Source organism: Halovibrio variabilis (assembly GCF_007991175.1).
Taxonomy (GTDB): domain Bacteria; phylum Pseudomonadota; class Gammaproteobacteria; order Pseudomonadales; family Halomonadaceae; genus Vreelandella; species Vreelandella variabilis.
In genome coordinates this window covers 1-13,960 of sequence record NZ_BJXV01000011.1, presented here as the reverse complement: position 1 = coordinate 13,960, position 13,960 = coordinate 1, and the positions used below count along the sequence as shown (strand labels likewise).

The window sequence follows — 13,960 nt, the reverse complement described above, 5'->3', positions numbered from 1 at the left end:
AGGAACGCTATGCATACGGACTCATCTAGTGCGAAGCCGCCAGTGGAAAGCTTTGAGGCGATTATTGTCGGCGGCGGCATGGTCGGCACCGCGCTCTGCGCGCTGCTGGCCCAGGCAGGCATGCAGGTGGCGCTGGTAGAAGCACAGCCAGCGCCGCTTAGCCTTGACGATGCAAACGCTACGCTGCCGACGCCGCGAGTCAGTGCGTTAACGCCAGTCTCTCAACGCTTGCTCACCCATTTGGGCGCTTGGCCCGTTATGCAGAAAACCCGGGTAACGCCCTACCAAGGCATGCAGGTATGGGATGCCGAAGGCAGCGGTGAAATTGCCTTTTCCGCTGATGAGGCGGGTGTCGCCGTGCTGGGCCATATTGTTGAAAATGCGGTTACCCTGGCCGCGCTCAATCGACAGGTGCTCAACCACTCCAACGTCACCGCGTTTTTTGGCGTTAGCCTTGCCGCGCTACAGCGTCCTACCGATAGCGCTTCGCAGCATTCGGCCAGTGGCCATTGGCTGGTGCTAGACGACGAACGCCAGCTTTATGCGCCGCTAATCGTCGCCGCTGACGGGGCTCACTCGGTACTGCGCGAAATGGCCGGTATTGAGGTGGCTAGCGACGATATGCAGCAGGACGCTGTGGTAACCACGGTGCATTGCGCCAAGCCCCATGGCGGCAAGGCTCGGCAGGCGTTTATCGACGGGCGACCACTGGCGTTTCTGCCGCTAACGGTAGAGGGCGACGACCGTTACTGCTCGATTGTCTGGTCGACCACGCCAACGCATGCCGCTGAGCTGAGTGAACTGTCTCAAGAAGCGCTTGGGGCGGCGCTGGGGGAAGCGTTTGACCACCGCTTAGGCGAGGTAACCGCCTGCGATAAGGCTCACCGTTTTCCGTTAGTTCAGCGCCATGCGCGCCACTACGTGCAGCCGCATTTCGCACTGGTCGGTGACGCGGCGCACAATATTCATCCGTTGGCGGGGCAGGGGGTCAATTTGGGCTTGATGGATGCGGCGGTATTAGCGGAAGAGGTGGTGCATGCCTGGCAGCGCGGTGCTCCCTGGGGTGAATTAAGCACCTTAAAGCGTTACGAGCGTCGGCGCCGCTTTGATAACAGCGCCATGCTGGGGCTAATGAAAGCCTTTAAAGTGCTGTTTGGCAGCCACGATCCGGGACTGACGCTGGCGCGCAACCTGGGCATGAGCGGTATGAATCAGTTAGTGCCGCTAAAGCGCGTACTCATGCGGCAGGCGACCGGGGAACGCGGCCGCCTGCCGCTCAGTTGTCGTTAAACCTGTCGTTAACGCCGACGGCGGTCGACCACATTAAGCGCTTTGAGCAAGTTGAGGGCTTCGCTGAGCTGGTAGTCGTTGGATAGCCGCTCGGTCATTTCCTGGCGGTCACGGGGGGCTTGTTGACCGCTTAAGTGCCCCTCCAGGTCGGCCTCACGAATTTCCGGGCGTCTCTCGGCGACTTCTAGCCTGCCGCGTACGACATTGACGTCGGGTTCAATGCCTTGGGCCTGAATCGAACGGCCATTCGGGGTGTAGTAAAGCGCCGTGGTGAGCTTGAGACCTTCGCCATTGCCCAACGGCATTATCTGCTGCACAGAGCCTTTGCCAAAGCTGTCGGTGCCCATGATCACGCCACGCCGCTGGTCCTGCAGCGCACCGGCGACGATCTCTGCCGCTGAGGCACTGCCACCGTTAACCAAAACTACTAACGGAACATCGCCAGCCGGCGTCGGTGAAGAGGCGGAGAACGACATCTCGGTATCTGAAAGGCGCCCTTCGGTATACACAATCAAGCCATCATCCAGGAACAGGTCGGCAATCCCCACGGCGGCTTGCAGTACCCCGCCGGGGTTGTTACGTAAATCGAGTATCAACCCTTCTAGCGGCTGTTCGCGCGCCATTTGCTCAAGCGCCTCGCGGGCCTGTTCGGTCGTGCGTGACTGAAACTGGCTAATACGCAGGTAACCGTAACCGGGCTCAAGCACCTCGTGTTTAACGCTTTCGCTGCGAATAACCTCGCGGGTCAGGGTAAACTCCCGGGGCGTGTCTTCGCCTGAACGCAGTACACTGATCTGTAGTTCGCTGCCCGGTTCGCCGCGCATCAGGGTCACCGCTTCTTGCAGCGACATGCTCTCGGTGGGGGTGCCATCGATGGCAATGATAATATCGCGGGATAGCAAGCCTGCGCGGGAAGCGGGCGTGTCATCAATCGGTGTAATCACCATCAACTGACCGTTTTCCATGCCCACTTCGATACCAATCCCGCCAAACTCACCTTGGGTGGACTCTCGCAGGCTTTGATACTCCTCCTCATCCAGGTAGGCAGAGTGGGGGTCCAGTTCACTGAGCATGCCGCGCATGGCGTTGCGCAGCAGTGCTCGGTCATCGACCTCTTCAACGTAGGCACGCTTAATGCGCTCGAACACCTCGGCGAACGTTTGGATGTCTTCTAACGGCAGTGCATCGCTAACGCTTTGACGTTCCACGCTGGCGCTGGGCTGGGCGAAAAGCGTCAGCGGGGCCGAGAGCAAAGCAATCGGGAGCAGGGTGGCCAAGAAGCGCTTGGCGGGGGCCGATACCTCGGTAACAGATAGCGTCATGCAGACTCCGCAAGGCGATAGGTGGCGCCTTAAAGCGTCACCCTGAAGTTGAAATACTAACAATAGCTGAGACATCATAAAATGTGGTGGCATCAACCGTCGTGCAGCTTATCCCGTCAGCGGCGCGCAATCCAACGCTGCGGGTTAATGGGTGCGCCGCCGCGGCGAACTTCAAAGTAGAGGGCGGCACGGGTTTGGCCGCCGCTGTCGCCTACGCGGCCGATTTCATCGCCGCGGTTGACCTGCTGGCCAGGCCTGACGCTGAACTGCTGGAGGTGGGCATGCAGCGTCATAATTTGGTCACCATGGTCGATTATTAGCAAGTTACCAAACCCGCGCATCCAGTCGGCGAATACCACGCGGCCCGTGTGTACGGCGGTGACCGGGGTGCCCGCGCTGGCGTGAATGACAATGCCGTTGTAGTGCACGCCGTCGCGATGGTGGAAATTGCTAATAATTGACCCCTGTACCGGCCAAGGCAGGTCGCCTTGAGTGCTGACAATATGCGTAGTCGGCGTGGGTTCAGCCAGTCTTGCCATCTCTGCCTGGATGTTGCGCAGCACGCGTTCGGCCTCTTCGCGGCTCTGATTGAGGTCGGCCAGCCGCTCTGCTTCGCTGCCGTAGCGGTCATCCAGGTTGGCAACCACACCGCGTCGTTCGGTGGTGCGCTCGGCGAGCAGTGCGCTTTGCTCTTCTAGCTCATCGGCCAACGCATCAAGGCGGGCTTGCCGCTCGCGTAGCTCATTTTGCGTATCGGCGAGGGCGGTGTCGAGCCGGGCAATCGCGTTTAAACGGCGATTGCGTGCTTCGCTCAGCCGGTTCATATACGCCTGCATACGATCAAGCTCGGCGGGGTCGCCCTGGTTAAGCAGCAGTTTGAGCTGCGGCGTGGGGCCCAGGCGGTAAAGCGCTGAGAGCTGCTGGCCCAACGCCGCATACTGATCGGCGCGCTCACTCTCCAGCCGGTCACGATGCTCACGGAGCTGGGTGGTTTCATCATTCAACTGGCGGCGCTCGGCTTGCAGGGTATCCAAGCGCCGATGGGTTTCAGCAAGCTCGGTTTCGACTTCCTTTAGCTCACGCTCGGCGCTATTGCGGGCCTCGCCGGTGGCGCTGAGGCGTTGGGCAACGGACTCGATCTCCTGGCCAATCGCATCCAACTGCTGACGCGCCGTGCTTGAGTCCTGCTGGGCGAAGCTTTCTGGCGCAACACCTAACGCCAGCCAGAGTGTCAGTGCTAAAGATGGCCGCATGGGCACTACTTGCTGTAATGAATCAGTGGATTACCGGTCATCGCCTCGGGCTGCTGCTGGTCCATCATGGTTAACAGCGTAGGGGCCAGGTCGCATAGCTTGCCCTCTTCAAGGGCGGCAGAACGTTCACCGACATAGATAAGCGGCACCACAAAGGTGGTGTGAGCGGTTTGCGGTGCGCCCGTTTCGGGGTGCACCATTTGCTCGGCGTTACCGTGGTCGGCGGTAATTAAGCAAGCACCGCCCGCGCGCTCAATGGCGTCGACCACGCGACCCACGCAGGCATCGACGGTCTCGATGGCTTTTACCGCAGCATTGAAATCACCGGTGTGGCCGACCATATCGCCGTTGGCGTAGTTGCAAACGATGAGATCAAAGTGGCCGCCATCAATGGCGTCGACAAGTTTATCGGTAATCTCAATCGCGCTCATTTCCGGTTTTTCGTCGTAGGTGCGCACATCACGCGGTGAGGGCACCAGGATACGCTCTTCGCCTGCGTATTCGGCTTCATTGCCGCCCGAAAAGAAGAACGTCACGTGGGGGTACTTTTCTGTTTCGGCAATGCGCAGTTGAGTCAAACCGCGCTTGGCGACGACTTCTCCCAAGGTGTCGTTGAGGTCTGACGGCGGGAAGGCGGCGGGTAAAGGGATGTCTGCGGCGTACTGAGTCATCATGACCAGCCCTTGGCCTGCGAGCGTCGGGCACTCACGGCGCTCAAAGCCATTGAAGTCTGGCTCGGCAAAGGCGCGGCTCAACTCCCGGGCGCGGTCAGAACGGAAGTTGAGGAAAATCGCCGCATCGCCGTCTTGTAAGGTAATGGGGTCATCGTGAAGTGGCACGCTGCTGGCGGCGACGAATTCGTCAGTTTCGCCGCGCTGGTAAGCATCGCGTAACGCGATTTCAGCGCTAGTGGCGGAGTACTCAGCGTGGCCATCGGTGAGTAGGCGGTAGGCTTGCTCGACGCGCTCCCAGCGGTTGTCACGGTCCATGGCGTAAAAGCGGCCAATAATCGAGGCCACAAAGCCGTTGTCAGCGCCCACCAGCTCCGCTAAACGGGCATTGGCGCGCTCAATTGAGGCCAGCGCGCTTTGCGGCGGCATATCGCGGCCGTCGAGAAAGGCGTGAATAAAAATGCGCTGGGCGCCGCGGCGTGCGGCAAGTTCGGCCATGGCAATAAAGTGGTCTTCATGGCTGTGCACGCCGCCGGGGGATAGCAGGCCAATCAAGTGTACCGGGCGGCCATTGGCGACAGCGTCGTCAATCGGCTGGGTGAGGTTGTCATTTACATCCAGGTCGCCGTCTTCTACTGCCTTGCTGATACGGGTGAAATCCTGATAAACGATACGTCCTGCACCAATATTCATATGCCCGACTTCGGAGTTGCCCATCTGCCCGTCGGGCAGGCCAACGTGAAGGCCATCGGTGTGAACGAAGGTATGGGGGTGTTCTTCCCACAGCTTATCCATCACCGGTTTGTGGGCCGCCGCTACCGCATTATGGCGGCTGTCGGGGTTGTGGCCGTAGCCATCGAGAATAATCAGCGCCACGGGGCGCGGGGTGCGAGAAGTATCCATAAAAACCTCGTTAAGATTGGCAAGCCGAACGACGCGAAAAATTCGGGGTCGCGATGGGCGCACGCTTGGGGCATCATAACGCAGGCAACTGCCAGGCGTCATGATTTAGGAGCCTGTCCGGCTTAACACTGATCTACTGCGAATCCCGGTATTTTGGCCAACTTTAGTCGATCGATTTCGTTAAATAGCGCGCTATTCGCCTCAAACGATCGATAAATTTGGCTCAAAATCCGTGCTTCTCGCGACGATCGGCTAAGCCGGACAGCCTCCTGGCCTGCGCGGGAAGCTATCTGACGTGTATACTTGTCGCGTTTTACCGGTGGTAACGCCTTTTTTTCCGTATTTACCAAGAGATTGTGTTCGCGATGATCGATCAGGTGCTCGAATTCGTACAGAACCACCCCCTGTTAGTGGGGGCGTTTTTGCTGGTGTTGGTAGCGTGGCTTGCCTACGAAGCACGTAGTGCCTCCACGAATGCACTGACGTCAACCCAGGCCACTCAGCTTATCAATCGCGAAGATGCGGTGGTGCTGGATATCCGTGAAAGCAAAGACTTCAAGGCCGGGCATATCGCAGGGGCGCGTAACATTCCGCAAAGCAACCTCGATAGCCGCATGAACGAACTGGATAAAGTCAAAGCCCAGCCGATCATTGTGGTGTGCAAGCACGGTCAAAGTTCTGGCGCCGCGCAAGCCAAGCTTGCTAAAGCTGGCTTTGAGCGGGCTTTCAAATTGAAGGGCGGCATGGCGCAGTGGCAAGGCGACGGCCTTCCAGTGGTTAAAAAATAACCAGCGCTTTCTTTATTTAATCAACAATCAGGAGTTTTCTTATGGCGGAAGATAACAACACCCCACAGGCTGGCGCCGCAGCAGACGAAAAGCCGCAGCTGAAATTTTCGCTGCAGCGTATTTATGTAAAAGATATTTCCTTTGAGGCGCCTAATTCACCTTCGGTTTTCAAGCAATCTTTCAAGCCCAAGGTGAACCTGGACCTGAATACCACCAGCACCAAGATTGCCGATGACCAGTACGAAGTCGTGGTCAAAGTGACCGCACAGGTTAACGACAACGAAACCGGCACCACTTCTTTCCTGGCCGAGGTCGAGCAGGCGGGTCTGTTCCGTATTGCCGGCATTGAAGGCGCACAGCTGGATCAAACCCTGGGTGCCTTTTGCCCCAACCTGCTGTTCCCTTACGCCCGTGAGTGCGTGGACAACCTGGTTAACCGCGGTGGTTTCCCGCCGCTGATGCTGGCACCGGTAAACTTCGAAGCCATGTACGCCCAGCGTAAGCAGCGCGAAGCTAAGCAAGCAGAAGAGAACACCCACTAAGCGATGTCAAAAGCCAGGTCAGAAACGCCCGCCGCTGATTGGTATGCCCTGCATGGCAAAATGCCGCGTGTGTATGTGGCTGTTGCGCTTACTACCGGCAGTGAGATATCGCTGCCGGAAGGCCCGGCACGGCATATCACGCGTGTGCTGCGTATGGGTGAAGGAGCGCCGCTGGTGCTATTCGATGGCCAAGGGCGTGAGGCGGGCGTTCGCTTAACGTCGGTGGACCGCAAGCAGACGCTGGCGCGAGTCGAAGCGGTATGGTCGGGTAGTGGTGAATCGCCACTGTCTGTCCATTTAGGCCAGGCTATCTCCAAAGGCGACCGAATGGATTATGCCATTCAAAAGGCCGTCGAGCTGGGCGTTGCGGCGATTACCCCGCTGTATACCGAGCGCGGTGACGTGCGTTTGAAAGGCGACCGGGAAGACAAGAAGCTGGCGCATTGGCAGGCCGTGGCGGCCAGCGCCTGCGAGCAGAGTGGCCGCACGGTGGTGCCACAGGTGCATCCGCCGATGGCGTTATCGGCATGGCTCGATGAGCGCCAGGAGCCGCTGCGCCTGATGCTGCATCTGGCAACCGGCAACGTGTTTGACCGACAAGACCGCCCAGCGTCGGTAGCGCTACTTATCGGCCCGGAAGGCGGCTTAAGCGAGAGCGATATCGCCGCTGCCCAAACCGCTGCCTTTACGCCGCTCACCCTTGGACCGCGGGTATTGCGGACCGAAACCGCCCCGGTGGTGGCGCTATCCCTCCTACAGCACTACTTTGGCGATTTGTAAGTCCTTGCAAATCGCCAAGGCGCCTATCCGATAGTGTTTCCCCTTTGCTCTTCAAGCTCAGCACTCTGCGTATCTCTATGCGCTTGCTGAAGCCCCTTTAGCACGCTGGGTTTAAGCATCGGCAGTGGCTCGCCCGATACGCCACTGATGACCACCAGGCGATGTTGACGGCCACGCGCATAGCCCAGCCAGCAGGGCAGCCATAGCGGCGTTGGGGCGCTATCCAGCACCTGGATACGCCAATAGCGCGGCGTGGCCATGCGTTCCCATAGCCATAGCCGCTTCAGCGCTTCTGGCGTTGGCGGCAAGCTGCTATCAATTTTAAGCTCAGTATTGGGTTCTTTGGCGTGGGCGGGTAATTGAGTACCCACCAACAGCAGTGCGCGGCGCATTTCCTTAGCACACAGCAGCCAAGCGCCTGGGTCACCCGCTGGCATGCCTAGCCCCGCTGCCCAAAGACCAACCCAGCCAGGTTCGCACGCCTTCGCGCCCAGGCGCTGAAGGCGCCGTTTGGCAGTATCGTCGTCAATTTGCCTGGCAAGTGTTAAACGCTCAGCCATTTGCCCACCCCTGCAATAGCGCTAGCATCCCCAGCATAATGCAAAACCAAGCGAATAGGCCGATGCAGCGACGCCGCGTGACGCGCGCCTCTTTGCCGATAACCTGGGCGTTGTCGGCTCTGGCTGCCAGCACGGCCTGCATATCCGGCGCGGCTTCCTCCATCATTACATCGCTTAACTGATCACGACTGGGAGCCGGCGCTGTCAGGCTCACGAAATAGCCCACCGTGACCGAAACGGTGACCCCAACGGTATTGTTATATAGCCATGAAATATCGAGCTGCGAGGAAACGGTCCAAACCGATAGCATGCCGACAACAAGCCCGGCGATGGCACCACGCGCATTGGAACGATGGCTGAAAATGGCCAATAAGAACGTGCCGAGCAGTGCACCATAAAACCACGAGCCAATTTGGTTTACCGCTTCGATCACCGGACCTAGGTTGCCCGCGAAGAAGGCAAATAGCGTGGCATACAGCCCCCAGAAAACGGTGGCCAGTCGTGACGCTTTTAAGTAATGCGCATCGCTGGCATTGGGTTTGATATAGCGGCTATAAAAGTCGCGCACGGTCACTGCAGAAAGCGAGTTGAGCGCCGAGTCGAGACTCGACATGGCCGCGGCAAAGACACCGGCAATCACCAGCCCGGCCATTCCCGAAGGAAAGGCGCTGACGACGTAGCGGGGTAGCAGTTCATTGAGGTCATCGGGCGGGGTTAAGCCATGTTGCTGGTAGTAGGTAGCCAAGATGATGCCAATAAAGAGAAACAGCAGCATCTGGGGAATAAGCAGATACCCACCGATCAGCAGCGAGCGCTGGGCATCGACTACCGAAGGGCTGGATAGCACGCGCTGAATCTGGCTCTGGTCGGTGCCGAAGTAGGCCACATGCAGGAAAAAACCGCCCAACAAACCGGCCCATAGCGAGTAGGTCACGCTAGGGTCGAAAGACAAGTCGATGGCGTTGAACATGCCGCTGCCCGCGCCAAACGCCATCACGTCCCCCCAGCCACCGGGTAGACTGGTGACTAACAAGAAGATACTTAACAGCGCGCCTAGCCACAGCACGAACATCTGTATCACATCGGTCCAGATGACCGCGCTGATACCCCCCATCACGGTATAACTGATGGCCAGCACCGCCATAATAATAATCGTGAGGTTCACGCTCCAGCCGGTTACCACCGCCAACACTAACGCGGGTGCATAAAGCACTACGCCGGTGGCCAAGCCACGCGCGATGAGAAACAGCAGGGCACTAAGGGTACGCGTCGCCGGGCCGAAGCGGCGCTCTAGCAACTCATAGATGCTATAGATACCCGCACGATGGAAAATAGGCACCAATACCAGGATCAACACAATCATGGCCAGAGGCACATTGATAAAGGTCACCAAGCGTTCAAGACCGCCCTCGAAACCCCAACCGGGCGCGCCAATAAAGGTGATAGCGCTGGCCTGGGTCGCCATCACCGAAAGGCCAATCGCCCAGCCAGGTATTTTGCGACCGCCGAGAAAATAGTCCTCGGGATTGTGCTGGTCTTTGCCAAAACGCGACCCAATCCAGGCGATTAGGCTGATATAGGTGATCAAGACAAGCGTATCAAAAAGCGTGAACCCTTCCATGCCCCGTGCCTCCTACGGCTAATTTTTATTGCTTTCTTGAGCGTAGCAGGTTGTGCGGTTAACGCTTTCTAGGCGGGTAGCTGTGTGTTGAACAAGCAATGGGATTGGCTGCCCAAGATTAAAACACCGTCTCCCGCTTTGCCCTGCGTCCGCTAGGCACCATAATAGACATCTATTTTTCCTGAAGGACGTTACCCATGGTCCGTGAGTCTCACTCCTCCCCGCGATCCGCTAGCGATACATCTGCCCAGTTGGGTGAAGTGGCCTACCTAACGGTCACGGCGGTCAATAATATCGGGGCGTTTTTGCAGTGGGGGCAGCCGAAAGATGTGCTGCTACCGTTTAGCGAGCAGCACTTTCGACCCGATCCGGGCAAGCGCGTATTGGTAATGCTGTACAGCGACGACCAGGGGCGGCCGGTGGCAACGATGAAGCTGGACCGCTTTTTGACCGATGACGCCTGGGACTTGGAAAAAGGCGATGAAGTTGCCGTGATGGTGGCTGAGCGCACCGATCTGGGCATGAAAGTGATCGTCAACCATCGTTACTGGGGGCTTGTTTACCAAGACGACGTGACTCAGCCGCTGCGCCGCGGTCAAGCTATCAAAGGCTATGTGAAGCAGCGTCGTGAAGATGGTCGTTTGAATATTTCGTTATTACCGCCAGGTGCCGCTCGTTTGGATGTGGTCGGCGACAAAGTAATGCAGGCCCTGCGTGAAAGCGGCGGCTATTTAGCGCTGGGCGATAAAAGCGAGGCACATGAAATAAAAGCCCGTTTAGGCGTCAGCAAAAGTGCTTATAAACAAGCCATTGGGCGGCTTTACAAGCAGCAGCTGATCACCTTGGAGCCGGGCGCCATTCGCTTAGTACCTGGCGCACTCAGCGAGTAGTTACGCCGAGTAGTTACGAGTAGTTAGCTGGGGAAGTTGGCGCCTAGCGGGCAGTGCGGCATACTGCACACCTATTGTTCATGTTTGGATAGTGCCCCGATGAGCCAATCAAATCTGCATCTCGGCGTCGTGATGGATTCCATCAGCGACATCGCTTACAAGAAAGACACCACCATGGCCCTGCTCTGGGCTGCTCAAGAGCGAGGTTATACCCTGCACTATATGGAGCAGGCGGATCTTTTCTTGAACGCGGGGCAGGCCTACGCGCGCATGCGGCCGTTAACGGTACATCGTGACCCTCATCATTGGTACGACTTGGGCGAGCCCTCGGCACGCCCCATGGTTGAGCTGGATGTGGTGCTAATGCGTAAAGACCCGCCCGTGGATGCCGAGTTCACCAATGCATTGCATCTGCTAGGGTTTGCCGAGCGTGAAGGCGTACTGGTGGTAAACCCTACGGCTGCACTATTACAGTGCAATGAAAAGCTGTTTGCCCAGCAGTTTCCTCAGTGCTGCGCGCCCACTTTAGTAGCCAGCCGTGACGACGTGCTGCGTGCTTTTCACGCAGAGCATGGCGATGTGATTTTCAAGCCGCTGGATGGCATGGGCGGCACCGGTATTTTTCATATCGGCCCTGAAGGTCGCAATATTGGCGCGGTGATCGAGCAGCTAACCTTGCGCGGTCAGCGGCAAATTATGGCCCAGCGCTACCTGCCGGAAATCAAAGAAGGCGATACGCGCATCCTGCTTGTGGATGGCGAGCCTGTGCCCTTTGGGCTGGCGCGCATACCTTCGGCGGGGGAAACCCGCGGCAATCTGGCTGCCGGTGGGCGAGGCGTCACTCGCGAGCTAACCGAGCGCGACCATTGGCTTATTAAGCAGGTGCAGCCGATGATTCGTGACAAGGGATTGGTGTTCGTCGGTCTGGACGTGATCGGTGATTATATTACTGAAATTAACGTCACCAGCCCGACCTGCGTGCGCGAAATTGATGATCAGCGGGGCACGAATATTGCCGGACTGCTGCTCGATGCCGTTGAGCGCCGCTTAGCCTAAGCGAGGCCTCACTCAGATAACTACACTCATTACGCTATGCCTGCTGGGGTGCCAGCAGGCAGTGGGAGACGCATGCAAAGTTTGAAGCATCACTTTTTGATGGCCATGCCACACTTAGACGACCCTAATTTTGCCGGTAGTCTCATTTATCTGTGCGACCACGATGACAACGGCTGTATGGGGGTCATTACTAACCGGCCGATGGAAATCACTCTCGAAGCCCTGTTTGATCAATTGGAATTGGGCGGTGAAACAAGTCCGCACCGTAACGCGCCGGTGTACTACGGCGGGCCAATGCATAAAGATCGTGGCTTTATCCTGCATGTAGGCGATAGCCAGCAGTGGGATTCGAGTATTCAGGTGGAAGATGGCATCGCCCTCACTACCTCGCTGGATATCCTCCAGGCCTTCGCGGCTGGCGATGGCCCCGAGCAGTTTTTAGTTTGTTTGGGCTGCACCGGCTGGGAAGTGGGCCAGCTCGAAGAAGAGCTTAAAGAAAACAGTTGGCTAACGGTAGAAGGCCAGCCGTCGGTGCTCTTCAATACCCCGCCCGTGGAGCGTTTGGCGGCAGCGGCGGGCTTGTTAGGCGTCGACCTCAACCTAATGACCCGAGACGCGGGGCACGCGTAATGGCTGAGGCGGGGCAGCGGTTAATCCTGGCCTTTGATTACGGCACTCGGCGGATTGGCGTTGCCGTGGGTAATGAATTACTGCACAGCGCCCGCGAGCTGACGCCGCTCACCGCACGCGATGGGATTCCCGATTGGAACATCGTGACGCGCCTGCTTAACGAGTGGCAGCCGGATCTCTTAGTGGTGGGGCTGCCGTTGAATATGGACGGCAGCGAGTCAGAGATGAGTACTCGCGCGCGCAAGTTTGGTAATCGTTTGCATGGCCGTTTTGGTAAGCCGTGTGAAATGGTCGACGAGCGTGGTACCACGCGGGAGGCTAAGCTGATCGCCCGAGAAGCAGGGCATAAAGGCAACTATCGCCAAGACAGTGTCGATGGCATCGCCGCTATATTGATTTTGGAAGGCTGGTTTGCCCACCAGGAAGGTTTGCCTGGCGGGCGCTTATCGCTTTAGTTCTGTCGTTTGAGCCCCTGTCGTTTTAGTCCCAGTCCTCCTTAACTCGCTTCGCCTTATCGGTCCAGCGTGCCTGTTTGTGACGGCACGTACCAGCGCACCGGTCGCACATCTTGCTCAATCAGTTCATCGACGTTTAGCAATGTGGCAAAAATCGCCATGCGCATGGGGATACCGTTATCGGTTTGACGAAAAATCGCCAGACGCGGGTCGCCGTTAAGATTCACGTTTAAGTCATTGGCACCGGGGCGGCTGTCACGGGGCAGCGGGTGCATCACGATCGTGCTTTGGTTGCAGCGGTGATCGAGAAAATCGCGGTTAACCATAAAGTCGTCGGATAATCCCTGGAAGCTCTCGTTCATCTCGTCGGTAAAGCGCTCTTTCTGAATGCGCGTGGTGTACACCACGTCTAAATCGGCAAAGTCGCTGGCCAGCGATTCGCGCTGCTCAATGCGGTGGCCTCGCGACGTCACCAAATCAATTAACGTTGCCGGCATCTCAAGGCCTGGCGGTGATACCAGCGTAATACGCAGCGGATCATAAAGTGATAACAGTTTAATCAGCGAATGTACCGTACGGCCGAATTTCAAATCGCCGGTGAGTAGGATATGCGCCCCGCTTAAGCGTTTGCCCAGGCGTTGAAACTCTTTATCAATGGTATAAAGGTCGAGCAACGCCTGGCTGGGGTGCTCGCCAGGGCCATCGCCGCCATTAATCACCGGTACATTGGTCGCCGCGGCGAACTCAGCCACGGAGCCTTGGTCGGGGTGGCGCATCACAATCGCGTCGCAATAACCGCTCATTACCCGGCTGGTGTCGTAAAGCGACTCCCCCTTAGCCATGGAGGAGAAGGTAAAGCCCGTGGTGTCACAAACACTGCCACCCAAACGGCAAAAGGCAGCATTAAAACTGACCCGTGTCCGGGTGCTGGCTTCAAAAAACAGATTACCCAGTACCGCCCCTTCCAGCACGCGCGAAACTTGGCGCCGCTGAGCAATCGGCTCCATGCGCGCAGCGACGCGCAGTAAGTGATCAACGCTTTCACGGTTTAATGAGTCGACAGTTAGCAGGTGGTGGCTCATAAGCGGGTCTCAGCTAAGTGGTGGATAAGCGGTATATAAGGGCTAGTGTAACCGTCAACCAGCTTGGTACCGAAGGGGTTTAATGCGCGAAGGGCTACTAATCTGTAATTTTTCCAC

The 13,960-nt window shown here is 57.7% G+C and carries 14 protein-coding genes; 8 read left to right on the top strand and 6 right to left on the bottom strand.

Going from position 1 to position 13,960, the window contains the following annotated elements:
- The first annotated feature begins 9 nt into the window (after window positions 1-9).
- Window positions 10-1,290, top strand: coding sequence for a UbiH/UbiF/VisC/COQ6 family ubiquinone biosynthesis hydroxylase (locus HVA01_RS10530; RefSeq protein WP_146875377.1), 1,281 nt, complete (start codon window positions 10-12; stop codon window positions 1,288-1,290).
- Window positions 1,291-1,298: 8 nt separating this feature from the next.
- Here HVA01_RS10530 and HVA01_RS10525 read toward each other — a convergent pair whose 3' ends face one another.
- The 3 genes from HVA01_RS10525 to gpmI form a co-directional block, all read right to left on the bottom strand.
- Window positions 1,299-2,612, bottom strand: a complete 1,314-nt coding sequence (locus tag HVA01_RS10525; protein WP_146875376.1) for a S41 family peptidase — start codon at window positions 2,610-2,612, stop codon at window positions 1,299-1,301.
- Between the two features lie 116 nt (window positions 2,613-2,728).
- Entirely contained in the window at window positions 2,729-3,865 is a 1,137-nt protein-coding gene (locus HVA01_RS10520) for a murein hydrolase activator EnvC family protein (RefSeq protein WP_146875375.1), read from the bottom strand.
- Window positions 3,866-3,870: 5 nt separating this feature from the next.
- Window positions 3,871-5,439 carry a 2,3-bisphosphoglycerate-independent phosphoglycerate mutase gene (gene gpmI / locus HVA01_RS10515; RefSeq protein WP_146875374.1) on the bottom strand — a complete coding sequence of 523 codons (1,569 nt, stop codon included), beginning with the start codon at window positions 5,437-5,439 and terminating at the stop codon, window positions 3,871-3,873.
- 365 nt (window positions 5,440-5,804) lie between these two features.
- Between gpmI and HVA01_RS10510 the strand changes: the two genes are divergently transcribed.
- The 3 genes from HVA01_RS10510 to HVA01_RS10500 are packed head-to-tail and all read left to right on the top strand — an operon-like array spanning window position 5,805 to window position 7,549.
- Entirely contained in the window at window positions 5,805-6,227 is a 423-nt protein-coding gene (locus HVA01_RS10510; protein WP_146875373.1) for a rhodanese-like domain-containing protein, read from the top strand.
- A 41-nt stretch (window positions 6,228-6,268) separates the two neighbouring features.
- On the top strand, window positions 6,269-6,769 hold the full coding sequence (secB, locus tag HVA01_RS10505; protein ID WP_146875372.1) for a protein-export chaperone SecB: 501 nt from the start codon (window positions 6,269-6,271) through the stop codon (window positions 6,767-6,769).
- 3 nt (window positions 6,770-6,772) lie between these two features.
- On the top strand, window positions 6,773-7,549 hold the full coding sequence (locus HVA01_RS10500; protein WP_146875371.1) for a 16S rRNA (uracil(1498)-N(3))-methyltransferase: 777 nt from the start codon (window positions 6,773-6,775) through the stop codon (window positions 7,547-7,549).
- A gap of 23 nt (window positions 7,550-7,572) precedes the next feature.
- Here HVA01_RS10500 and HVA01_RS10495 read toward each other — a convergent pair whose 3' ends face one another.
- Window positions 7,573-8,109: a hypothetical protein gene (locus HVA01_RS10495; protein WP_146875370.1), complete on the bottom strand. Its 537-nt coding sequence runs from the start codon at window positions 8,107-8,109 to the stop codon at window positions 7,573-7,575.
- Complete coding sequence (locus HVA01_RS10490; protein WP_146875369.1) at window positions 8,102-9,730, bottom strand: sodium:solute symporter family protein; 1,629 nt, start codon at window positions 9,728-9,730, stop codon at window positions 8,102-8,104. The genes HVA01_RS10495 and HVA01_RS10490 overlap by 8 nt, the downstream gene beginning before the upstream one ends.
- A gap of 197 nt (window positions 9,731-9,927) precedes the next feature.
- On the opposite strand from HVA01_RS10490, the gene HVA01_RS10485 reads away from it, so the two are divergent.
- The 4 genes from HVA01_RS10485 to ruvX all read left to right on the top strand — a co-directional run bounded on the left by HVA01_RS10485 (window position 9,928) and on the right by ruvX (window position 12,761).
- On the top strand, window positions 9,928-10,620 hold the full coding sequence (locus tag HVA01_RS10485) for a CvfB family protein (protein WP_146875368.1): 693 nt from the start codon (window positions 9,928-9,930) through the stop codon (window positions 10,618-10,620).
- Between the two features lie 99 nt (window positions 10,621-10,719).
- Window positions 10,720-11,676 carry a glutathione synthase gene (gshB, locus tag HVA01_RS10480; protein ID WP_146875367.1) on the top strand — a complete coding sequence of 319 codons (957 nt, stop codon included), beginning with the start codon at window positions 10,720-10,722 and terminating at the stop codon, window positions 11,674-11,676.
- Window positions 11,677-11,748: 72 nt separating this feature from the next.
- Entirely contained in the window at window positions 11,749-12,306 is a 558-nt protein-coding gene (locus tag HVA01_RS10475; RefSeq protein WP_146875366.1) for a YqgE/AlgH family protein, read from the top strand.
- On the top strand, window positions 12,306-12,761 hold the full coding sequence (gene ruvX, locus HVA01_RS10470; RefSeq protein WP_146875365.1) for a Holliday junction resolvase RuvX: 456 nt from the start codon (window positions 12,306-12,308) through the stop codon (window positions 12,759-12,761). Before HVA01_RS10475 ends, ruvX begins: the two co-directional genes overlap by 1 nt.
- A gap of 56 nt (window positions 12,762-12,817) precedes the next feature.
- Here ruvX and pyrB read toward each other — a convergent pair whose 3' ends face one another.
- A complete protein-coding gene (gene pyrB, locus HVA01_RS10465) occupies window positions 12,818-13,843 on the bottom strand; it encodes an aspartate carbamoyltransferase (RefSeq protein WP_146875364.1) in 1,026 nt (341 codons plus the stop codon).
- Window positions 13,844-13,960: the final 117 nt, after the last annotated feature.

Excerpts from the sequence above, each read along its gene's own strand:
- HVA01_RS10530 (WP_146875377.1), top strand. The coding sequence starts at position 10 with ATGCATACGGACTCATCTAGTGCGAAGCCGCCAGTGGAAAGCTTTGAG.
- HVA01_RS10525 (WP_146875376.1), bottom strand. The coding sequence starts at position 2,612 with ATGACGCTATCTGTTACCGAGGTATCGGCCCCCGCCAAGCGCTTCTTG.
- HVA01_RS10520 (WP_146875375.1), bottom strand. The coding sequence starts at position 3,865 with ATGCGGCCATCTTTAGCACTGACACTCTGGCTGGCGTTAGGTGTTGCG.
- gpmI (WP_146875374.1), bottom strand. The coding sequence starts at position 5,439 with ATGGATACTTCTCGCACCCCGCGCCCCGTGGCGCTGATTATTCTCGAT.
- HVA01_RS10510 (WP_146875373.1), top strand. The coding sequence starts at position 5,805 with ATGATCGATCAGGTGCTCGAATTCGTACAGAACCACCCCCTGTTAGTG.
- secB (WP_146875372.1), top strand. The coding sequence starts at position 6,269 with ATGGCGGAAGATAACAACACCCCACAGGCTGGCGCCGCAGCAGACGAA.
- HVA01_RS10500 (WP_146875371.1), top strand. The coding sequence starts at position 6,773 with ATGTCAAAAGCCAGGTCAGAAACGCCCGCCGCTGATTGGTATGCCCTG.
- HVA01_RS10495 (WP_146875370.1), bottom strand. The coding sequence starts at position 8,109 with ATGGCTGAGCGTTTAACACTTGCCAGGCAAATTGACGACGATACTGCC.
- HVA01_RS10490 (WP_146875369.1), bottom strand. The coding sequence starts at position 9,730 with ATGGAAGGGTTCACGCTTTTTGATACGCTTGTCTTGATCACCTATATC.
- HVA01_RS10485 (WP_146875368.1), top strand. The coding sequence starts at position 9,928 with ATGGTCCGTGAGTCTCACTCCTCCCCGCGATCCGCTAGCGATACATCT.
- gshB (WP_146875367.1), top strand. The coding sequence starts at position 10,720 with ATGAGCCAATCAAATCTGCATCTCGGCGTCGTGATGGATTCCATCAGC.
- HVA01_RS10475 (WP_146875366.1), top strand. The coding sequence starts at position 11,749 with ATGCAAAGTTTGAAGCATCACTTTTTGATGGCCATGCCACACTTAGAC.
- ruvX (WP_146875365.1), top strand. The coding sequence starts at position 12,306 with ATGGCTGAGGCGGGGCAGCGGTTAATCCTGGCCTTTGATTACGGCACT.
- pyrB (WP_146875364.1), bottom strand. The coding sequence starts at position 13,843 with ATGAGCCACCACCTGCTAACTGTCGACTCATTAAACCGTGAAAGCGTT.